General features: G+C 64.7%; 19 protein-coding genes. 10 read left to right on the forward strand and 9 right to left on the reverse strand.

The window, feature by feature from the left end:
• The first annotated feature begins 146 nt into the window (after positions 1-146).
• Positions 147-2354 carry a primosomal protein N' gene (gene priA, locus ACPW74_RS19115; RefSeq protein WP_103859074.1) on the forward strand — a complete coding sequence of 736 codons (2208 nt, stop codon included), beginning with the start codon at positions 147-149 and terminating at the stop codon, positions 2352-2354.
• On the opposite strand, the gene ACPW74_RS19120 is transcribed toward priA, so the two are convergent.
• Positions 2351-2890 (reverse strand): TetR/AcrR family transcriptional regulator, encoded by a 540-nt coding sequence (locus ACPW74_RS19120; protein WP_103859075.1) that lies wholly within the window; start codon positions 2888-2890, stop codon positions 2351-2353. The two genes, priA and ACPW74_RS19120, sit on opposite strands and share 4 nt — an antisense overlap.
• An 87-nt stretch (positions 2891-2977) precedes the next feature.
• Here ACPW74_RS19120 and ACPW74_RS19125 point away from each other — a divergent pair, with 87 nt between their 5' ends.
• On the forward strand, positions 2978-3436 hold the full coding sequence (locus ACPW74_RS19125) for an HPP family protein (protein WP_419188813.1): 459 nt from the start codon (positions 2978-2980) through the stop codon (positions 3434-3436).
• A gap of 52 nt (positions 3437-3488) precedes the next feature.
• Here the strand turns inward: ACPW74_RS19125 and ompA are convergent, their stop codons facing one another.
• From ompA to ilvG, 6 genes are all read right to left on the reverse strand, one after another.
• A complete protein-coding gene (gene ompA / locus ACPW74_RS19130) occupies positions 3489-4619 on the reverse strand; it encodes a porin OmpA (RefSeq protein WP_425858440.1) in 1131 nt (376 codons plus the stop codon).
• A 247-nt stretch (positions 4620-4866) separates the two neighbouring features.
• The gene (gene ilvA, locus ACPW74_RS19135; RefSeq protein WP_041211987.1) at positions 4867-6399 is read right to left on the reverse strand and encodes a threonine ammonia-lyase, biosynthetic; all 1533 of its coding nucleotides are present in this window, start codon (positions 6397-6399) and stop codon (positions 4867-4869) included.
• Positions 6400-6463: 64 nt separating this feature from the next.
• Complete coding sequence (gene ilvD, locus ACPW74_RS19140; RefSeq protein WP_043153414.1) at positions 6464-8305, reverse strand: dihydroxy-acid dehydratase; 1842 nt, start codon at positions 8303-8305, stop codon at positions 6464-6466.
• Between the two features lie 146 nt (positions 8306-8451).
• Positions 8452-9396 carry a branched-chain amino acid transaminase gene (locus tag ACPW74_RS19145; RefSeq protein ID WP_052815778.1) on the reverse strand — a complete coding sequence of 315 codons (945 nt, stop codon included), beginning with the start codon at positions 9394-9396 and terminating at the stop codon, positions 8452-8454.
• 12 nt (positions 9397-9408) lie between these two features.
• Positions 9409-9666 (reverse strand): acetolactate synthase 2 small subunit, encoded by a 258-nt coding sequence (ilvM, locus tag ACPW74_RS19150; protein WP_010676086.1) that lies wholly within the window; start codon positions 9664-9666, stop codon positions 9409-9411.
• Positions 9663-11309 (reverse strand): acetolactate synthase 2 catalytic subunit, encoded by a 1647-nt coding sequence (gene ilvG, locus ACPW74_RS19155; RefSeq protein ID WP_266142246.1) that lies wholly within the window; start codon positions 11307-11309, stop codon positions 9663-9665. The genes ilvM and ilvG overlap by 4 nt, the downstream gene beginning before the upstream one ends.
• 384 nt (positions 11310-11693) lie before the next feature.
• Here ilvG and ACPW74_RS19160 point away from each other — a divergent pair, with 384 nt between their 5' ends.
• From ACPW74_RS19160 to ACPW74_RS19170, 3 genes are all read left to right on the forward strand, one after another.
• The gene (locus ACPW74_RS19160; RefSeq protein ID WP_279982144.1) at positions 11694-13211 is read left to right on the forward strand and encodes a YifB family Mg chelatase-like AAA ATPase; all 1518 of its coding nucleotides are present in this window, start codon (positions 11694-11696) and stop codon (positions 13209-13211) included.
• Positions 13212-13343: 132 nt separating this feature from the next.
• Positions 13344-14243, forward strand: coding sequence for an acyltransferase (locus ACPW74_RS19165; RefSeq protein WP_279982146.1), 900 nt, complete (start codon positions 13344-13346; stop codon positions 14241-14243).
• A gap of 7 nt (positions 14244-14250) precedes the next feature.
• A complete protein-coding gene (locus ACPW74_RS19170) occupies positions 14251-15198 on the forward strand; it encodes an acyltransferase (RefSeq protein WP_279982148.1) in 948 nt (315 codons plus the stop codon).
• Here ACPW74_RS19170 and ACPW74_RS19175 read toward each other — a convergent pair.
• Positions 15141-15629, reverse strand: a complete 489-nt coding sequence (locus ACPW74_RS19175) for a DUF523 domain-containing protein (protein WP_219143125.1) — start codon at positions 15627-15629, stop codon at positions 15141-15143. The two genes, ACPW74_RS19170 and ACPW74_RS19175, sit on opposite strands and share 58 nt — an antisense overlap.
• Positions 15626-16276 carry an NUDIX hydrolase gene (locus ACPW74_RS19180; RefSeq protein WP_279982149.1) on the reverse strand — a complete coding sequence of 217 codons (651 nt, stop codon included), beginning with the start codon at positions 16274-16276 and terminating at the stop codon, positions 15626-15628. Before ACPW74_RS19180 ends, ACPW74_RS19175 begins: the two co-directional genes overlap by 4 nt.
• A 74-nt stretch (positions 16277-16350) precedes the next feature.
• On the opposite strand from ACPW74_RS19180, the gene ACPW74_RS19185 reads away from it, so the two are divergent.
• The 5 genes from ACPW74_RS19185 (at position 16351) to phnE (ending at position 21529) form a co-directional block, all read left to right on the forward strand.
• Positions 16351-16986: a nicotinamidase gene (locus ACPW74_RS19185; protein ID WP_279982151.1), complete on the forward strand. Its 636-nt coding sequence runs from the start codon at positions 16351-16353 to the stop codon at positions 16984-16986.
• 101 nt (positions 16987-17087) lie between these two features.
• Positions 17088-18266 (forward strand): nicotinate phosphoribosyltransferase, encoded by a 1179-nt coding sequence (pncB, locus tag ACPW74_RS19190; RefSeq protein WP_010676094.1) that lies wholly within the window; start codon positions 17088-17090, stop codon positions 18264-18266.
• A gap of 124 nt (positions 18267-18390) precedes the next feature.
• The gene (locus tag ACPW74_RS19195) at positions 18391-19236 is read left to right on the forward strand and encodes a putative selenate ABC transporter substrate-binding protein (protein ID WP_043153390.1); all 846 of its coding nucleotides are present in this window, start codon (positions 18391-18393) and stop codon (positions 19234-19236) included.
• On the forward strand, positions 19233-19994 hold the full coding sequence (locus tag ACPW74_RS19200) for a phosphonate ABC transporter ATP-binding protein (RefSeq protein WP_043153387.1): 762 nt from the start codon (positions 19233-19235) through the stop codon (positions 19992-19994). Before ACPW74_RS19195 ends, ACPW74_RS19200 begins: the two co-directional genes overlap by 4 nt.
• Positions 19982-21529 carry a phosphonate ABC transporter, permease protein PhnE gene (gene phnE / locus ACPW74_RS19205; RefSeq protein ID WP_279982154.1) on the forward strand — a complete coding sequence of 516 codons (1548 nt, stop codon included), beginning with the start codon at positions 19982-19984 and terminating at the stop codon, positions 21527-21529. The genes ACPW74_RS19200 and phnE overlap by 13 nt, the downstream gene beginning before the upstream one ends.
• Positions 21530-21537 lie beyond the last annotated feature (8 nt).

Below are 21537 nucleotides of genomic sequence, written 5' to 3' on the forward strand. Positions count from 1 at the left end.
GACAACCTCAATTATCAGGCCGTGTCGCCATCCGATCTCTTGTCGGACACCACACGATTGTTGAACACAGTTTCAAAGGCTGCGAATAATATAGGAAACGCCTGAGATCAGGCAAGTGGCTTCGCAGAAAAAATAGGCAACCCCTGGTGAATTCTTCCCAAACGCTGGATCTGGTTCGTGTGGCTGTGCCGGTGCCGTTACGCCGTCATTTCGACTATCTCTCTCCCCTGCCCTTGCCTGCCCCCGGTTGCCGGGTCGAGATCCCGTTCGGCCCGCAGACCCTGGTCGGTCTGGTGGTGGATCACCCGACCGAGAGCCAGGTCCCCCGCAACAAATTAAAGCCCTTGAAGAGGGTGCTCGACAGCGCCCCCGTGCTGGGGCCCGACATCCTGGCGCTGATGGCCTGGAGCGCCGGTTACTACCAGCACCCGCTGGGGGAGGTACTGCCCCACGCCCTGCCGGTGCTGGTGCGCAAGGGGGAACCCGCCGCCTATCGGGAGCTGGAGTTCTGGTTTGCCACCGAGGCCGGCATGGCCATCGACCTCAACGAGCTCAAGCGGGCGGCCAAGCAGCAGCAGGCCCTCGCCTTGCTGCGCAAGGGGCCGCAGACCCCCTCCGCCCTCAAACAGGAGGAAATCCAGAGCGCGGCCCTCACCGCGCTGGAGAAGAAGGGACTGCTGGAGAAGCGCTCGCTGGAGCCGAGCCATGATGGCGACTGGGCCACCCGCTTCGAGCCGGGTGAGGGGCTGCGCCTCAACGGCGAGCAGGCGCTGGCGGTGGCCGCCGTCACCAGCCAGAGCAACAAGTTCGGTGCCTTCCTGCTGGACGGCATCACGGGCTCCGGCAAGACCGAGGTTTACCTCAGCATCCTCGAGCCCCTGCTCAAGGCGGGCAAGCAGGCGCTGGTGATGGTGCCGGAAATCGGCCTCACCCCCCAGACCATCAACCGCTTTCGCCGCCGCTTCAACGTACCCGTGGTGGCAATGAACTCCGCCATGAACGACAGGGAGCGGCTCGATGCCTGGCTCGCCTGCCGCGACGGTGGTGCCGCCATTCTGATCGGCACCCGATCCGCGGTGTTCACGCCGTTCAAGGACCTCGGCATCATCATCATCGACGAGGAGCACGACGGCTCCTTCAAGCAACAGGACGGCTTTCGCTACCACGCGCGGGATCTGGCGGTGATGCGGGCCCATCGCGCCGGCATTCCCATCCTGCTTGGATCTGCCACCCCGTCGCTGGAGACGCTGCACAACGCCCGCAGCGGCAAGTATCACCACCTCAGCCTGACCCGGCGCGCCGGCAACGCCCAGACCGCTCGCCAGGTGATCCTGGATATCAAGAACGTGCGGTTGCAGGCCGGGCTCTCCCCCCAGCTGGAACAGCTGATGGCCGAGCACCTGGCGGCGGGCAACCAGGTGATGCTGTTTCTCAACCGCCGGGGCTATGCGCCGGCACTCATCTGCCACCAGTGCGGCTGGAGTGCCGCCTGCGAGCGCTGTGACGCCTGGTACACCTGGCACCAGGCCGGGCGGCGACTGCACTGCCACCACTGCGACAGCGTGCGCCCGCTGCCCCACCACTGTCCCGAGTGTGGCAGCAGCGAGCTCATCGGCTCCGGGGTCGGCACCGAACAGCTGGAGCAACTGCTCGGCACCGTGTTCCCGCAATATCCGGTGGTGCGCATCGACCGGGACAACACCCGCCGCAAGGGGGAGCTGGAGACCCACCTCGGCGACATCAAGGCGGGCAAGTACAAGATCCTGATCGGCACCCAGATGCTGGCCAAGGGCCACCACTTCCCGGACGTGACGCTAGTGGGCCTGCTGGACGTGGATGGCGCCCTGTTCAGCGCCGATTTTCGCGCCGCCGAGAAGCTGGCCCAGCTCTACACCCAGGTGGCGGGCCGGGCTGGTCGCGCCAGCAAACCCGGGCTGGTGGTGCTGCAGAGCCACCATCCCGAACACGCCCTGCTGCAGGATCTGACCCAGAACGGCTATGGCCACTTCGCCGACACGACGCTGAAAGAGCGCCGCCTGCTGGGGCTGCCACCGTTCAGCCATCAGGGACTGTTCCGGGCCGAGGCCAACGGCCGCGACGAGGTACAGCTGTTCCTCAGTCGTCTCGCCGATACCCTACGCAGCGCCCGCTATCCCCAGGTGCAGGTGCTGGGGCCCATCAGCGGCTTTATGGAGCGCAAGGCGGGCAAGTTTCGCATGCAGCTGCTGGTGCAGGGGCCCAGCCGGGCACCGCTGGCCCAGTTGCTCGACTGGGCGGTGACGGAGCTGGAGGGGTGGCCCGAGACCAAGCGGGTGCGCTGGAGTCTGGATATCGACCCCACGGAGCTGAACTAGCGCGGCTCTGCCAGCACGGCCTCCGCCAACACCCTGGCCTGTTCCAGAGCCAGAGGCTGCTCATAGCTGTGGGCCATCACCACGGCCCCTTCCAGCAGCAGGCATAACCCGGTGGCCTGCACCTCGGTGCATTCGAGGGCCTCCCTGACCCAGTTCAGCAACGCACGCTTGTGGGCCACCACCAGCTTGCGCACCGGGTGGCGAGGATCGGAGAACTCGGCGCTCGCGTTGATGAAGTTGCAGCCGTAGAAGTCGCTGCGGCCAAACCAGTCCGCAAAGCCATCGAGCAGCGCCAGCAACCTGGCCTCCCGCCCCGATACCCCATCCATCCTGGCATCGAGCAGGGCAAAGAACTCCGCATCCCGTGCCATCAGCACCGCTTCGATCAAGGCATCCTTGGTGGGGAAGTGGCGATAGAGGGTACGTTTGGTACTGCCTGCCTCGGCCCAGATGCGATCGATGCCGGTGGCGTGAAAGCCGTGACGATTGAACAACCGATAGGCTGTCGTCATCAGCTGCTGCCGTTTTTCGCTCATGGTGAATTTCCTCTTGAAGTACACCGATCTGTCTACCTAATGTCGCAGGCTGGATCAAGTGATCCGGCACAGACAAGGAGACAGGAGATGGAAACAAGACGATGGCGAAGTGCCTGGCTGGCAGGGCTCGGAGCCTGCCTGGCCATAATGTTGCTCGGCTGGCTGGACATGAGCTGGCAGTCAACCCTGTTGATGGCACCGTTCGGGGCAAGCTGTGTGCTGCTCTTCTCCCTGCCGGACAGTCCGCTGGCCCGTCCGCAGAACGTGCTGGGAGGCCACCTGTTATCGGCCACCGTGGGATTGGTGGTGCAATTGCTACCGCTACCGATGGAACTCAAGCTGGCGCTGGGTGTGGGCCTGTCCATTGCACTCATGCAGGGACTGGGGCTGATCCACCCCCCCGCCGGAGCCAATCCACTGTTGATCCTGCTCACCACCCAGTCCTGGCCTTTCCTCTGGCAAACAGTGCTGCCCGGCGCCTTGCTGCTGATCATGGTGAGTCATTGCGCCAAGCGGCTGCAAACGTCACGACTCACACCCACATAAACAACGAGGGGGCCAAGGCCCCCTCGTTGTTTAATAGCAAGGCAAAGATGGCTTATTCGGCGACCTGGGAGACCCCGGTCAGGCGCACCTCGACCCGGCGATCCGGGGCCAGGCAGGCGATCATCTGCGCCTTGGCGCCATCCGGGCAGCTGCCCCCGGTCACGGGCGAAGACTCTCCCCGCCCTTCGGCACGCACCTTGTCGGCAAACAATCCCTTGGCGATGAGATAATCCGCCACCGTGCGGGCACGCTGTTCGGAGAGGGACTGGTTGTAGGCCTCCGAGCCGATGCGGTCGGTATGACCGATCACCGTCGCCACCCCGTCTTTCGGATTGGCCGCCAGGATCTGGGCAAACAGGTTGTCGAGGGCCTGACTGGCGGCCGGCTTCAGGGTCGCCTTGTTGAACTCGAACAGCACATCGGAATCCAGGCTGAACTGCTTCTCCACCAGCACGGGGGCCGGGGCGGGCGCAGGTTCGGGCGCAGGCGTTGGTGCCACCGGCTCGTCGCCTATCTGGCCGAAGCGATAGAGCATGCCGACCGACAGCAGGCCGTTGTCCATCTCGATGCCTGATTCGTCGAGGGAAGTCTTCCCAAGGGGTGTGGTGTACTGGTATTCGAGGCGGGCGGCCCAATCCTTGTCGATGGCGTATTCGACCCCCAGCGCCCCGACAAAGGCGGCACCATGATATTTGTTGCCCTCATGGGATTCGGAGAGGCTGCTGGTGCCATCGCTGGCCCGGACGTTGAGTGAGCTCTCGGTCCAGGCATAGGCCCCCCCGAGACGGCCGTAGATATCCAGTGCCGAGGTTGCAGGCAGGATGATCTTCATGGTGGCCTGCACCATCTGGGCCTTGGCCTCGCCATCGAGTGCGAAATCAACCCCGTTGCCCGAGTAGTGCTTGTCCACCTGATACTTGCCGAGCCAGTCATAGCCGAGCTCAACCGCCACGTTTCTGTTCACCTGATAACCGGCAAACAGCCCCAGACCGAGATCATCGCTGCTCTCGTTCACCTTGGTCGCATCGAACAGCTCTTCGACCTGAGCGTTGTAATCCACCCCGTAATAATTTGACCAGCCGGCCTTGCCGCCGACATACCAGGTGTTGTCCTGGGCGGCAGCCTGCACCGTCCCTGTTGCCATCAAAGCGCCGATCAGGACGGCGAGCATAGATCTGTTCATGGATGAGCCCCTGCAATGAATTGTTATGACGCTGCTGCGTCTCTCTTCCCTGACGGGGCCCTGAACCCAAGCCCCGCATTCAGATTATCCCATCTGCAACCAGCCTCAAACGACCAGGGACTCAGGAGTGTGATATTGGCGACATTATCAGCCACCGTGCCCCCAATCATGGGGGCCGGCGCGTTGCCCATAAAAAAACGAAGAGCCGGGCTCTTCGTTTTTCATCTGGCAAGGGGATGGCCCCCGCTCACTGACTGCCCTGGCTCGCCAGGAACAGCCGGTAGGCGGGATCCTCGCTCACCTCTTTCCAGCCGTAGCCAATCTCGTGCAGGTAGTCGTGGAAAGCCGCCACGTCCTCGTCCGGCAGCTCGAAGGCGCAGAGCACCCGTCCGTAGTCGGCGCCGTGGTTGCGGTAGTGGAACAGGCTGATGTTCCAGCGACAGCCCAGGGTCTCGAGGAAGCGCATCAGGGCCCCCGGCTGCTCCGGGAACTTGAAGCTGTAAAGACGCTCACCGAGGGGCCGGGCCGGGCGGCCGCCAATCATGTAGCGCACGTGGTTCTTGGCCAGCTCGCTCTCGGTCATGTTGACCACCGGATAGCCGTTGCCGCCGAGCTGATCGATGATCTGGCCCAGCTCCTCGTCACCGCCGGTGAGGCGCACCGAGACGAACAGCGACGCCTGCTCCGCGTCCGCATAGCGATAGTTGAACTCGGTCACCATGCGGGGCCCCAGCTGACGGCAGAAGTCGAGGAAGGCCCCCTTGCGCTCGGGGATGGTCACCGCCAGCATGCCCTCGCGCTTCTCGCCGATCTCGCAGCGCTCGGAGACGTAGCGCAGGCTGTGGAAGTTGACGTTGGCGCCGGACAGAATGGCCGCCATCCGTCCCCCTTTCACCTGCTCGCGCTCGCTGTAAGCCTTGAGTCCCGCCAGGGACAAGGCCCCCGACGGCTCGGCGATGGCGCGGCAGTCATCAAAGATGTCTTTCAGTGCGGCGCAAATCTGATCGTTGGAGACGGTCACCACCTCGTCCAGATACTGGTTGCACAGCCGGAAGGTCTCCTCGCCGATGCGCTTGACCGCCACCCCGTCCGCAAACAGGGAGACCCGCTCCAGATTGACCGGCTCGCCGGCCGCCAGCGCCGCCTTGAGGCAGGCGGACCCCTCCGCCTCCACCCCGATCACCTTTACATCCGGCAGCAGCTGCTTGATGTAGACCGCCACCCCGGCGGCCAGGCCGCCGCCGCCCACCGGCACGAAGACGTGGGTGAGGTGGGTATCCTGCTCCAGCAGCTCCTTGCCGATGGTGCCCTGGCCGGCGATCACCTCGACGTCGTCGAACGGCGGGATCAGGGTGTAGCCCTCCAACTCGGCGAGGCGGCGGCTCTCGCCGTAGGCCTCATCGAAGCTGTTGCCAAACAGCATGACGTTGCCGCCCTGACGGCGCACCGCGTCGATCTTGATGTCCGGCGTGGTCTTGGGCATCACGATGATCGCCTTGATGCCGAGCTTGGCGGCCGACAGGGCGACCCCCTGGGCGTGGTTGCCGGCGGAGGCGGCGATGACGCCGCGTTCTTTCTGCTCCTGGGTCAGGGTGGCGATCTTGTGGTAGGCGCCGCGCAGCTTGAAGGAGTGAACCGGTTGCAGATCCTCCCGCTTCAGGCTGACGTGATTGCCGAGCCGCTCGGAGAGTTTCTTCAGGGTTTGCAAAGGGGTGACTCTCGCCGCCTCGTAGACGGGGGAGAGCAGTACCTTGCGTAGATAATCCGCCGCAGAGACCATGGTTTATACCCCCGTCTCGTGGCGAAGGGCGCGCAATGCGCCCATATCATGACAGTTCATTCTCTCACTCCCCCAGCAGGGTGCGATCGCGCACCGCGCCCTTGTCGGCGCTGGTGGCGAACATGGCGTAGGCGCGCAGGGCAAAGGAGACCTCGCGCTGACGATCGACCGGCTTCCAGCCACGGGCAGAGACGGCGGCGCGACGAGCAGCCAGCACGCTGTCTGCCACCTCCAGCACCATGCTGCGGGCCGGGATGTCGATGTTGATGATGTCGCCATCCTCCACCAGACCGATAGTGCCACCGGAGGCCGCCTCCGGGGAGACATGACCGATGGAGAGACCCGAGGTACCGCCGGAGAAGCGACCGTCGGTGATGAGGGCACACGCCTTGCCCAATCCCATGGACTTGAGATAGGTGGTGGGATAGAGCATCTCCTGCATGCCGGGGCCCCCTTTCGGGCCCTCGTAGCGGATCACCACCACTTCACCGGCTTTCACCGTGCCGTCCAGAATGCCACTCACCGCGCTCTCCTGGCTCTCGAATACCCGGGCCGGGCCGCGGAAGGTGAGGTTCTCCTCGTCCACCCCGGCGGTCTTGACGATGGCCCCGTTGAGGGCGAGGTTGCCAGCGAGGACCGCCAGGCCACCTTCCTGGCTGTAGGCGTGATCGAAGGAGCGGATGCACCCCTCGGCGCGGTCCAGATCCAGCTCGGGCCAGCGGCAATCCTGACTGAACGCCTTGGTGGTACGGATGCCGGCAGGGCCTGCACGGTAGAAGTCGTGAACCCCTTTGTCATTGCTGCGGCTGACGTCATATTCGGCCAGCAGCTCCACCAGGGAAGTGCCCAGCACGTTGCGGGTATCCCCGTGCACCAGGCCCGCTTTTTCCAGCTGACCCAGGATGGCGACCACGCCGCCGGCGCGGTGCACGTCTTCCATGTGGTACTTCTGGGTGGAAGGCGCCACCTTGCACAGCTGGGGCACCTTGCGGGACATGCGGTCGATGTCGGCCATGGTGAAGTCGACACCCGCCTCCTGGGCTGCCGCCAGCAGGTGCAGCACGGTGTTGGTGGAGCCGCCCATGGCGATGTCGAGCGCCATGGCGTTCTCGAACGCCGCCTTGGTGGCGATGTTGCGCGGCAGTGCCGAGGCATCGTCCTGCTCATACCAGCGCTTGGCCAGAGTGACGATGCGCTGGCCCGCCAGCTTGAACAGCTGCTCGCGATCGGCGTGGGTCGCCAGCAGGGAGCCGTTGCCCGGCTGGGAGAGACCCAGTGCCTCGGTCAGGCAGTTCATGGAGTTGGCGGTGAACATGCCGGAGCAGGAGCCGCAGGTGGGGCAGGCGCTGCGCTCGATCTGATCGCTCTGTGCATCGGAGACCTTGGGGTCGGCGCCCTGGATCATGGCGTCCACCAGATCCAGCTTGATGATCTGGTCGGAGAGCTTGGTCTTGCCCGCTTCCATGGGGCCGCCGGAGACGAAGATCACCGGGATGTTGATGCGCAGGGCAGCCATCAGCATCCCCGGGGTGATCTTGTCGCAGTTGGAGATGCAGACCATGGCGTCGGCGCAGTGGGCGTTGACCATGTACTCCACCGAGTCGGCGATGAGCTCCCGGGACGGCAGGGAATAGAGCATGCCACCGTGGCCCATGGCGATGCCGTCATCCACGGCGATGGTGTTGAACTCCTTCGCGACCCCGCCAGCCGCCTCGATTTCGCGGGCGACCAGCTGGCCCAGATCCTTGAGGTGGACGTGGCCCGGCACGAACTGGGTGAAAGAGTTGACCACGGCGATGATGGGCTTGCCGAAATCCTGATCGGTCATGCCGGTGGCACGCCAGAGGGCGCGGGCCCCGGCCATGTTACGTCCGTGGGTGGTGGTGGCGGATCTCAACTTCGGCATTGTCTCTACTCCCTGAATGCCCCTGGGGCGCATTGTCTTTCAACATGAATGTGTGATTCGCGGATCGGGAATCGATCCTGGTGAAGGCACCTCGGGGAGCCTTCACCGGAAGCGACTCGGGGAGGCGTGACGCCTCCCAGCTCTCATCAGTCGTTGACCGGCGTCAGCCAGCCCCACTTGTCTTCGGTCTTGCCGTTGAACAGGCCGAAGAAGGCGTTCTGCAACTGCTCGGTCACCGGGCCACGGCAACCGGCGCCCACCTTCATCCGATCCACCGAGCGCACCGGGGTCACCTCGGCCGCCGTGCCGGTCATGAAGATTTCGTCTGCGACATAGAGCGCCTCACGGGGCAGCGCCTGCTCGCGCACCTCGTAACCCAAGTCGCGCGCCAGCGTCATGATGGTGTCGCGGGTGATGCCGGGCAGGATGGCAGCGGTGGCGGGCGGGGTGAACAGCACGCCGTTCTTCACCAGAAACAGGTTCTCCCCCGCCCCTTCGCTCAGATAGCCGTTCACGTCCAGCGCCAGCCCCTCGGCGAAGCCGTTGCGCTTGGCCTCGCGGCTGATGAGCTGGGAAGAGAGATAGTTGCCCCCCGCCTTGGCACCGGTCGGGATGGTGTTGGGAGCGAGCCGGTTCCAGGAGGTGACGCACACATCCACCCCGTTTTTCAGCCCCTCTTCTCCGAGGTAGGCGCCCCAGGGCAGGGCCGCGACCATGAGGTCGGCCTTGGCATCCAGCGGCGGATGCAGCCCCAGCCCCACGTTGCCGACAAAGGCCAGCGGGCGCAGGTAGCCGCTCTTCAGGCCGTTCTCGCGCACCACGGTGCGGCAGGCTTCATTCACTTCGGTCTCGCTGTAGGGGACGTCCATCCAGTAGATCTTGGCGGAGTCGAACAGGCGTCGGGTGTGCTCCTGCAGGCGGAAGATGCAGGTCCCCTTGGGAGTGTCATAGGCCCGCACCCCCTCGAACACCGAGGAGCCATAGTGCAGGGCATGGCTCATGACATGCACCTGGGCATCCTGCCAGGGGACCAGCTTGCCGTTGAACCAGATGTATTGGGGGTGGGCGGCGGATTGGGAAGGCTGTGACATTGGCTTGGCTCCTTAAGCTCTGATCCGGGGTTGCTGTTCCAGTGCATCGACCCGGGAGACATCCACCAGCTTCACCAGCTGGCTCCACAACTGCTGGATGGGACGTACCGATTCGACAGTAACCGTGATCCGCAACTGTTGGCAATCCTGCTCCATGTTGAGGGCGCAGAGATTGAAACCGCGGTGACGGACCACCCGCAGCACCCGTTCCATCACTTCGGGTCTGGGTTGGGCATGGATTTCCAGGGTGCTGGTATTGAGCTGGTTCATGGGCGTTGCTCCATCATCTTGTGGTTGGCGACTCCTGGCGGAACCAGGGGCCAGACATTTTCTTCCTCTGAAATAGCCACATGCAGCAGATAGGCACTCTCGCTCGCCAGCAGGCGATCCAGTGCCGGACCTATCTCTTCCTTGCATGTGATGGTCTCGCCGGGAATGCCGAAGGCGGCAGCCAGGGCGACGAAATCGGGGTTGTCGGACAGATTGGTCTCGCTGTAGCGACCGTCGAAGAACAGCTCCTGCCATTGGCGCACCATGCCGAGGCGCTGGTTGTCCAGCAGCACCATCTTCACCTTGAGCCGGGCCCGGCGGATGGTGCCGAGCTCCTGCACGTTCATCATGAAGGAGCCGTCCCCGCTCACCAGCACCACCTCGTCATCGGGGCGCGACATCTTGGCGCCGATGGCGGCGGGCAGGCCGAAGCCCATGGTGCCGAGGCCGGCACTGGAGAGGTGGTTGCGCGGGCTGGTGAAACGCATGTGCTGGGCCACCCACATCTGGTGCTGACCCACGTCGCAGGCCACCACGCTGGTGTCAGGCAGCTGGCTTGAAAGCTCTTTGAGCAGGGCCGGGGCGTAGATGGCCTGACCAGGATGGTCGTAGCGGAAGGCGTATTCCCGAGCCATGGTGGCGCAGTGCTCGCGCCAGGGGTCGAGGGTCAGCGTCATCGCCAGGGCGGGCAGCACACGCTTGAGATCCGTGGTGATGCCCACATCGGCGGCGCGGCGCTTGCCGAACTCGGCGGCGTCCACATCCAGGTGGATCACCTTGGCTTCGGGGGCAAATTCCTCCAGCTTGCCGGTCACCCGATCATCGAAACGGGCGCCTACCACCACCAGCAGATCGCACTGCTGTACCGCCAGGTTGGCGGCCTTGGTACCGTGCATGCCGAGCATGCCCAGATAAACGGGGCTGTCGGGGTCGAGGGCACCTATCCCCTTGAGGGTGGTGACCGCCGGCATCCCCGTGGTGGCGGCAAAGTCGCGCAGCTGCTGCTCGGCATTGGCCATGCCCACCCCGCCGCCGACGTAGAGTACCGGACGCTCAGCTCCGGCCAGCAGGGTACGGGCGACCGTCAGTTCGGCCGGATTCAGGGGGGCGGGTTCCTCCACGGCAAACAGCGGGCTTTGAGAGGGAACGGCGGCCAGTTGCACATCCTTGGGCAGGTCGATGAGCACGGGGCCCGGACGCCCTTCGGTGGCGATGGCGAAGGCTTCGGCAATGACCCGTCCCAGATCCGCCGGGTCAGTCACCATGAAGGAGTGCTTGGTGCAGGAAAGGGACATGCCGAGCACGTCCACTTCCTGAAAGGCATCGGTACCGACGGCGGCGCAGGGCACCTGGCCGCTGATGGCCACCAGCGGTACCGAATCGAGCAGTGCCTCCGCGAGGCCGGTGACCAGGTTGGTGGCGCCGGGGCCAGAGGTGGCGATGCAGACCCCCACCTGACCGGAAGCGCGGGCATAACCCACCGCAGCCATGGCGGCACCCTGCTCGTGGCGGCAGAGCTGATGGGCCAGGCCACCGTCATACAGGGCGTCATAGACCGGCATGATGGCCCCGCCCGGGTAACCAAACACCTGGGTCACACCCTGTTTTTTGAGAGCCTGTACCAAAAACTGCGCGCCGTTCATGTGGAAAATCCTGTCCTTTGGTCGAAAAAAAACCCCCGGGCCGTGAGGCTCGGGGGTCGCTTGTTTCGTTCTGTCCGGTGGTGGGTCTATCCCTTGTTCCGTGCAGCCAAACGAGCCCCGAGCGGTGAGATAATAATCACCACTAGGACCACAATAATGCTGACGAAACGGGAGGCCATGTTCATAGTTACAACCGGAAATCCTGTGAAATGGGAGCGGAGCTTGCCGCGAATGGCTATTAGAACTAGCACGGTGATTTTTATTGGGCAAGCACTTTTTACCTGACAAGACTCTGATTTTAACTGCTCTGAAACCTGACAACTGGAACAAAAAACTAATAAAAAACGGTTAACCAGCATATACATCAAACCAAGGACGGTATTTATGTCATTAGCTGTTGTTTATAGCCGTGCCAGCCTGGGGATAGCGGCGCCACAAGTCACGGTGGAGGTGCACCTCTCCAACGGCCTGCCCGCCTTCAACATGGTGGGGTTGCCGGAAACCTCGGTGAAGGAGTCGCGGGATCGGGTGCGCAGCGCCCTGCTCAACGGCAATTTCGAATTTCCGGCCAAGCACATCACCGTCAACCTGGCACCTGCGGATCTGCCCAAGGAGGGGGGCCGTTTCGACCTGGCCATCGCCATCGGCATTCTCGCCGCATCCAAGCAGATACCTGCAAAATACCTACTCGATCACGAATTTTTAGGGGAATTGGCCCTGACCGGCGAGATCCGCCCCGTGCTTGGGGTGCTCCCCTCGGTGCTCGCCTGCCGCGACGCGGGGCGCACCCTGCTGGTCCCACGGGAGAACGGTCCGGAGGCTTCCCTCATACAGGATGCCGAGGTGCGCACCGCCCACCAGCTGCTGGCGGTCACCGCCTGGCTGGCGGGCCAGTACGAACTACCGCTGCCGGAACCCCAGAGCGCGGAGACCCTGCCCGACGTGCCGGATCTACAGGACGTGATCGGTCAGTCCCAGGCGAAGCGGGCGCTGGAGATCGCCGCAGCCGGCAGCCACAACCTGCTGTTCATCGGCCCCCCCGGCACCGGCAAGAGCATGTTGGCCAGCCGTCTGCCCGGCATTCTGCCGCCGCTCAGCGAACAGGAGGCGCAGCAGACCGCCGCCATCCACTCCATCGGCGGCCTCACCCCCCGCGCCGGCCACTGGCACCACAGGCCGTATCGCACGCCCCATCATAGCGCCTCGGCGGTGGCGCTGGTGGGCGGGGGTACCCATCCCAGGCCTGGCGAAATTTCCCTCGCCCACAACGGGGTACTGTTTCTGGATGAGCTGCCGGAGTTCGAGCGCAAGGTGCTCGACTCCCTTCGCGAGCCGCTGGAGACCGGGCACATCACCATCAGTCGTGCCGCCCGCCAGGTGGATTTTCCCGCCCGCTTCCAGCTGGTGGGAGCCATGAATCCCAGCCCCTGCGGCCATTATGGCGACGGCCAGACCCGCTCCAGCCCGGATCAGATCTTGCGCTATCTGGGCAAGCTCTCCGGCCCCTTTCTCGATCGGTTCGATCTGACGGTAGAGGTCCCGCTCTTGCCCAGGGGGAGCCTGACCGGCAAGGCGGAGCGGGGGGAATCGAGCCAGCAGATACGCGAACGGGTGCTGGGGGCGCGCGAGCGGATGCTGGCCCGCAACGGCAAGCTCAACAACCTGCTGGACAGCCGTGAAATCGAAGAAATTTGCCGCTTATCACCGCAGGATGCCGAGTTTCTGGAGGGTGCCATCCAGAAGCTGGGGCTCAGCATCCGGGCCTGGCACCGCATCCTGCGGGTATCGCGCACCATCGCCGATCTGGCGGGGCACGCCACCATCGAGAGAGCACATCTGATCGAAGCCCTGGGCTATCGTGCCATGGATAGGCTGTTGTCGCGGCTGCGCGGGGGCCAGTGAGCGGGGGAACGGCAGCAACCACCACCCGACCCGGAAAGGGCGCCACCATGGTCTAGTCGTGGGCCGGCTGATATTATGGCAACAGATCTGACCACTTGGTTGCCATCCACCGATACGAAGACGGATTCCACCATGCCCAACAAGCTGATAGAGCGACTGCGCGGCAGCCTCTCGACCCTGCTCTATTTCATCAACACCCTGTTCTGGTTTGTCCCCGTCCTGCTGCTTGGCCTCATCAAGCTGCTGCTGCCCTTCCAGGGGGGGCGACGTCTCTGCAACACCCTCCTGGACGGCTGTGCCACCCACTGGATAGGTTTTAACAATCTGATCCAGAAAACCATCATCAGCACCCCTTTCGATGTGGTCGGAGTGGACAAAGGGCGCCGGAATGAGTGGTATATGGTGATTGCCAACCATCAATCCTGGGTCGACATACTGGTATTGCAGCGGATTTTTAATCAAAAAATCCCCTTCCTGAAGTTTTTCCTCAAAAAAGAACTGATTTGGGTACCTTTTCTCGGTCTGGCCTGGTGGGCGCTGGATTTCCCATTCATGCGGCGTTATTCCCGAAAATTTCTGGAAAAGCACCCACATCTGAGGGGAAAAGACATAGAAACCACGCGCAAGGCGTGTACCCGTTTCCGCCATATGCCGGTGAGTGTGATGAACTTCGTGGAAGGGACCCGCTTCACCGTCGGCAAGCACGACAGGCAAGGGGCACCCTATCGTCATCTGCTGCACCCGAGAGCAGGGGGCATCGCCTTCACCCTGGCGGCCATGGGGGATCAACTGCACAAGCTGGTGGATGTGACCATCGCCTATCCCGGCGGCGTCCCCAGCTACTGGGACTTTATGTGCGGTCGGGTCAAGGAGATCAAGGTTCGGGTCCGCTTTCTGCCGATCGAACGCAATCTGGTGGGGGATTACTTCAATGACCCCGAGTTCCAACAAGAGTTTCAACAGTGGTTGAACGGGATCTGGTACGAGAAGGACCAGACCCTGGATAAGCTGCTGGCGGACAAGACGCAGTAAGACACTCATGCCAAACCTGCTCCCGGGCCCCCTGGTGCTGTTCATCAGCGCCGGCCTGACCATACTGTTTACCGCCCTGTGTGCCAGCCTGATCCTGCTGGTTTCTCTGGCCAAACTGCTGCTGCCCGTACCGGCCTTTGGTCGCGCCTGCAGCCGGCTCAACAATCGCTTCATGGGCCTGTGGCTCAGTTGCAACGCCCTGGTGATCCGCCTCACTACCCGCATAGACTGGCAGATTGAGGACAATACCCGGCTGCGCAAGGATGGCTGGTATCTCATCATCAGCAACCACATGAGCTGGACCGATATCGTGGTGCTCGGCCACCTGTTTCGCAATCGGCTGCCGGTGCCCAAGTTCTTCATGAAGCACGAGCTCATTTACATCCCGCTGCTGGGGCTCGCCTGCTGGGGGCTGGACATGCCCTTTATGCGCCGCTATTCGAGAGAGTTTCTGTTAAGAAATCCGCATCTGCGGGGCAAGGATATCGAGACCACCCGCAACGCCTGCGAGAAGTTTCGCCACATTCCCACCACCGTCATCAACTTTGTGGAGGGGACCCGCTTCACCGATCAGAAGCGCGAGGCCGCCCGCTCCCGCTATCGCCATCTCATGCCCCCCAAGGCGGCGGGGCTCGCCTTCACCCTGGCGGCCATGGGCGATCAGTTCGACAGCCTGATCAACGTCACCATCAGCTACCCGGACAACCCCGAGACCCCCTTCAAGGACTTCCTGATGGGGCGGATGAAGCGCATCCGGGTGCGGATCGAGGAGCTGCCGGTGGACGAGCAGCTGGTGGGGGATTACTTCAACGACAAGCAGTTCAAACGCGGCTTCCAGGAGTGGCTGAACCGGCGCTGGCAGGAGAAGGACGAGATGCTGGAAGGCTGGCAGCAGGCTCAGGCACCCGCGGCGTTGACCGCCAAGGAGAGCGCCGACGCCAGCTCGGGCAGCTGATCCTCGCTGAACACGGCGATGCCGTGGCGGCGCAGCAGGGCCGTGGTCTTGCCCTCGCCCGCCACGGATTGCCCCTCGAAGCGGCCGTTGTAGATGCGACCGCTGCCGCAGGAGGGGCTCCCTTCTTTCAGCAGGGCGAAGCGGATGCCCTGGGCTTGGCAGAGCTCGAGTGCCAGCAGGGCACCCCGATCGAACGCCTCCGTCACATCCAGCCCGCCCTCGGTCACGACCCTCTCCCCCTGCCGCTCGGCGGGTGGACGCGGGGTCGGCAGACCGCCCGCCACCTCGGGGCAGAAGGCCAGCACCCGCCCCTCGGCACCGAGGGCCTTCAGCCAGTCGCTGACAATCCCCTTGCTCCGGCCGTCGTAGCGCACCGGCTGACCCAGCAAACACGCGCTCACCAGCACCTTGTGCACGCAGACATCCTTCATGCTTCCGCTCCGTTCATCACCTGGTCGAACATCACGCAGCAGGGGCTCTCCAGCCGGTAGAGGATGGCGGGACGCTGCTTGCCGGTGCGCTTGCGCCCTGTGTCCACCAGGATGTCGGCACGGTGGAGCCGCTTGCGAAATGCGGCCGTGTTCATGGGGGTCTGCAGGACGATCTCGAACGCCCGTTGCACCTCGGAGAGGGTGAATTCTGCCCCCAGCAGATGCAGCGGCAGGGTGCTGTAACGGCTCTTGATGCGCAGCCGCTCCAGCCCCATGGCGACCAGCTGGCCGTGATCGAAGGCGAGTTGCAGGCCGGGCAGATCGTCCAGAGGATGCCAGCGACCGCGCACCGCCCCCCCATCGGGATCCGCCAGACAGAGATAGACGAGGGTGGTGGACCAGCCGCGGGGATCCCGTTCCAGGTTGCCGAGGGTGCAGACCTGCTCGCTGTAGCAGTGCTCCAGCCCCCACTCTGCCAGCAGGCGATGGCGAGCCGCGTCCAGATCCCGATCCCGGGTCTCGTCGATGCGCAGGGCCGGCAACTGCCAGCAGTGGGCAAAGGGGGGGCGATCCCGGGTCTCGAGAAGCAGCTCGAGCCGCTCCTCGCGCAACCGCAGCACCACCATATCCAGACTCATTCTCGGCATCCCGGTTAACCTGCTCGCCTTCTAATAATGTTTGGTAGATAATATCACAAGAATACTATGTGAAGGAGCCGTCCATGGGAATCGTCGCCAGCCTGGATATTGATGCGCAGAAGGGGTTCAGCCCCCTCTGCCCGAATGAACTGCCCGTCGCGGGCGGGGACGAGATAGTGGCCGCCCTCAACGCTCAGGCCACCCTCGCCAGCCTGCGGATCGGCAGCAAGGATGCCCACCCCGCGAACGCCCCCTGGGTGGTGACCGAACCCGGCGCCATGTTGCAACCCCTTGCACTGGCGAATGCCGATCTCACCTGGCCGGCCCACTGCGTGCCCGGCACACCTGGGTTCGAGCTGCTCGACGGCCTGCCCGCCCCCATCGACTACGACTTCTTCGTCTGGAAGGGGGTCGAGCCGGACCTGCATCCCTATGGCGCCTGCTATCACGACCTGGCGGAGCGGCGCAGCACCGGGCTTATCGAGTTTCTGCACGCCCGCGGCGTCACTACCGTGCTGGTCGGCGGCCTCGCCACCGACTACTGCGTCAAGACCAGCGTGCTGCAACTGCGTCGCGCCGGTTTCCGGGTCATCGTCCACCTCGACGCCTGCCGCGGCATCGCCCCCGAGACAATCGACCAGGCCCGCACCCGGATGCTCGAGGCCGGCGCCGAGCTGGCCCAGACCCTGGCCGACATTCAACGCCTGCTGGATGCCTGATATGCCTTCCATTTTCCACTGCCCACCCGACACCGGCGCCCACCCGTCACAGATGCAGCCAGAGTGCGTTGCCCGCGCAGCACTCATCACAGGAGCCTGATATGCCTCCCATCCTCCACAGCCTGCTCGACACCGATGCCTACAAGCTGCACATGCAGCAGGCGGTGTTCCATCGCTATCCGGATGCCGACGTCGTCGCCGAGTTCCACAGCCGCAACGAAGAAGACCTGCTGCCCATGATGGGCCAGATCGAGGAACAACTGCGCCTCGCCGGCTCCCTGCGCCTGACCCGGTCCGAACTCGACTTTCTGGCCGAACGCCCCTTCTTCACGCCCGACTACCTGGACCACCTGCGCCGCAAGCCGCTGGACGCCTCCCTGCTCAAGGTGTTCGAGCAGGATGGCCGCATCAATGTGCGGGTCGAAGGCCCCTGGCAGGACGTGATCCTGTGGGAGATCCCGGTACTCGCCATCATCAGCGAAATGCGTAACCGCTTCCGCTACCCCCAGTTCGGCGTCAGCCAGGCACTGGAGCGGCTCGATCAGAAGATCGACAAGCTGGAGCGGGAGCTGAGCCGGGAGGAGATGAGCGAGTTCAACCTCATCGACTTCGGCACCCGTCGCCGCTTCTCCCTCGCGGTACAAGACGCCGTGGTGGGTCGCCTCAAGGAGCGGCTGCCGGCGTTTCGCGGCACCAGCAACTACCTGCTGGCCCAGAAGTACCGGTTGCCCGCGGTGGGTACCCAGGCTCACGAGTGGTTCCAGGCCCACCAGCAGCTCGGCTTCCCGCTGGAGCTCAGCCAGCGCGCCGCCCTCACCAGCTGGCTGGACGAATTCACCAACCACCTCGGTATCGCGCTCACCGACTGCATCACCATGGATGCTTTCCTGCGTGACTTCGACTTCGAGCTGGCGAGCCGCTACCAGGGGCTGCGCCACGACTCCGGTGATCCCGTGGTGTGGGGCGAGAAAGCCATCAGCCACTATCAGCGGCTCGGCATCGACCCTGCCGAGAAGACGTTGGTCTTCTCCGACGGGCTCAACCTCGACAAGGCCGTCGAGCTGCTGCGCCACTTCCGCGGCCGCATCAACACCAGCTTCGGCATCGGCACCAAGCTCACCTGCGATCTGCCCGGCGTCAGCCCGATGAACATCGTGTTCAAGCTGATGGAGTGCAACGGCGGCCCGGTTGCCAAGATCTCCGACAGCCCGGGCAAGACCCTGTGCCGGGACGCGGACTTCATCCGCAACCTCAAGCAGGCCTTCCACGTCGGGGTATAAGACGCCTTTTTGAGTGTCCCATCTTGCGCACTGCGCCGATGGCCCCCTACCATGACTCACCTGAAAGGTCCGGCCCCCGTCGGACCTTTCGCTTGTTCGAACGCCAGACCACAAGGAACCACTCATGACCTCCAGATGGATATTCGCCCTCACCACCCTGCTCGCCAGCCTGAGCGCCGTCGCCGCCGAACCGCTGCGGGTCTCCGCCATCCCGGACGAAGCCCCCACCGAGCTGCAGCGCAAGTTTGCCCCCCTGGGTGACTACCTGGCCGAGAAAACAGGCCGCGAGGTGGTGTTCGTGCCGGTCAACGACTACGCCGCCGTGGTCGAGGCGCTGGCCGCCGGCAAGCTGGACATGGCCTGGCTCGGGGGCTTCACCTATGTGCAGGCACACCGCCGTGCCGACAAGGTGGTACCCCTGGTGCAGCGTCAGGAAGATGCCCAGTTCACCTCCAAGTTCATCGCCAATGCCGACAGCGGCATCAAGACCCTGGCCGACACCAAGGGCAAGGACTTCGCGTTCGGCTCCCCCTCCTCCACCTCCGGTCACCTGATGCCACGCCACTTCCTGGCCGAGCAGGGCATCAACCCGGAACGTGACTTCGCCCACGTCGCCTTCTCCGGCGCCCACGACGCCACCGTCGCCTGGGTCGCCTCCGGCAAGGTGCCGGCCGGTGCGCTCAACGCCTCCGTGTGGGAGAAACTGGTGGAAGAGGGCAAGGTCGACACCACCAAGGTCAAGGTGATCTGGACCACCCCGACCTACTTTGACTACAACTGGACAGTACGCGGTGATATGGATCCGGCCCTGCAAGAGAAGATCAAGCAAGCCTTCCTCAGCCTGGATCCGGCGGTGCCCGCCCAGGCCGAGATCCTCAAGCTGCAACGCGCTACCCGCTTCATCGAGACCAAGCCCGAGAATTACCTGGGCATCGAAGCCGCCGCCACCCAGGCCGGCCTGCTGAAGTGATCGCCGTCGCGCTGGACGGGGAAGGATTGCGGCTCGGCCAGAGCCGCATCCTGCAGCCGTTCAACCTGCAGATAACGGCAGGCGAGTGCGTGGCCATCATAGGGCCGAGCGGCGCGGGCAAGACCAGCCTGCTGCGGCTGCTCGGCACCGAGCTGCGCGGCGAAGGCAGGCTCACCCTCTGGGACCAGGATCCCTGGACCCTCTCCACCCGGGACCGCCAGCGGCTGCGCAGCCGGATCGGCATGGTCTGGCAGCAACCGCCGCTGCCCGCCTCCCAGCAGGTGGTGACCGCCGTGCTGGCCGGCCGGCTCGGTCAGTGGTCCCTCGGCCGTTCCTTACTCTCCCTGCTGCGCCCCTGCGACCCCGAAGGCGCGCTAGCCGAGCTGGCGCGCCTCGGCCTCGCCGACAAGTGGCAACAGCGCTGCGGCGAGCTCTCCGGTGGCCAGTTGCAGCGGGTCGGCATCGCACGGGTGCTCTATCAGCAGCCGGATCTGATCCTGGCGGACGAGCCCGTCTCCGCCCTCGATCCCGTGCTCGCCCAAGGCAGCCTGGATGCCCTGCTGGCACAGGCCCGCGCCCGGGGCAGCACACTCATCGCCAACCTGCATGCGGTCGAGCTGGCGCTCGGCCGTTTCCCCCGCATCATCGGCCTGCGGGAGGGGCGAGTGCTGTTCGACTGTCCGGCGGCGGCCGTCACCCCGGCCATGCTGGCCGAGCTCTACGCCGGTGATGACGAGGCGGCGGCGTGTTCAATTTGACTAGCCGCTGGCGCCATCCCCTGCCCTGGTTGCTGCTGCTCATCGGCTACAGCCTGTGGCAACAGGCCGACGGCTGGCTCGGCCTGTTCGACGGCCAGAGCTGGCGGCAGATGGGCAACTTCCTCGCCACCAGCTGGCCGCCCCGCATGGATCGGGACTTCCTCGTCCTGACCCTGACCGCGACCCTGGAGAGTCTGGCGGTGGCGACATTGGGACTGGCGGGCGCCCTGCTGCTCGGCGTGCCGTTCGCCCTGCTCGGCTCCCGCGCCCTGTCGCTGGCCGAACTGGGGCCGGTGCCCAGCACGCTGCGCGGCGCCTTGCGGGCCCTCTCGCGCCTCGTCGCCATCGTGCTGCGCAGCCTGCCCGAGCTCATCTGGGCGCTGCTGTTCGTGCGTCTGTCGGGGCTCGGGCCGCTCGCCGCCATCCTGGCCATCGCCGTCAGCTACGGCGGCATGCTGGCCAAGGTCTACAACGAGATCATGGAGAGCGGTGCCCTGCAACCGGCCCGCGCCCTGCTGCTGGGCGGTAGCGGCCGGCTGCAGGCGCTCTGGTACGGCGTGCTGCCTGCGGTGCGTCAGGAACTGCTCTCCTACACCGTCTACCGCTGGGAGTGCGCCCTGCGCGCCTCCGTCATCATGGGCTTCGTCGGCGCCGGCGGGCTCGGTCAGCAGCTCGAACTCTCCCTGCGCATGTTTGCCGGTGGCGAGGTGGTGACCCTGCTGCTGGCCTTCATCCTGCTGGTGACGCTCGCGGATGGCCTCAGCGCCTGGCTGCGCCACAGCCGCTCCCCCGGCCTGCTGTTGCTGATCTGCCTGGGGCTGGCCGCTGTCCTCGCGCTGTATCAGCTCGACTGGCGCATGCTGAGCTTCTCACTGGGGGGCCTGGGCACCTTCCTGGGAGAGTTTTTGCGACCGGACTGGTCATGGCCCTTCCTCAAGACAGTGGCTATGGGCCTGCTCGATACGGTGCAGATGGCGCTGCTAAGCACCCTCTTCAGCGCCCTGCTGGCCCTGCCGCTGGCCTGCCTCGCGCGCCACTGCTGGCCGCTGCGGCTGCTGTTCAACCTGCTGCGCTCCGTGCCCGAACTCATCTTCGCCAGCCTGCTGGTGATCGCGGTCGGACTGGGGCCGGTGGCGGGCATACTGGCGCTGACCCTGCACACCACCGGGGTGCTGGCGCGGTTGTTCGTGGAGACCCTGGAGAACGCGGATCCCGCCCCTCGCCTCGCCTTGCAGCTGAGCGGGGCCGGCCCTACGGCCTGCTTCTGGTACGGGGTGTTCCCCCTGGTGGCGCGCCAGTGGCTGGCCTACAGCCTCTATCGCGGCGAGATGAACCTGAGGGCCGCCACCATACTCGGCGTGGTTGGCGCCGGCGGCCTGGGACAGCAGCTCTATGTCTCGCTCAGCCTGTTCCGCTACGACCAGACCGCCACCCTGCTGCTGGCCATACTGCTGCTGGTCTGGCTGGCGGAGGCCCTCAGCCGCCGCACCCGTTTGCCTCGCCCGGCCCCCAGCCAGCGGGATTGCCAGATCTGAGGCCCGCC

The sequence above is a fragment of the Aeromonas sp. INTO2 genome (assembly GCF_049860605.1).
Taxonomy (GTDB): Bacteria; Pseudomonadota; Gammaproteobacteria; order Enterobacterales; family Aeromonadaceae; genus Aeromonas; species Aeromonas caviae.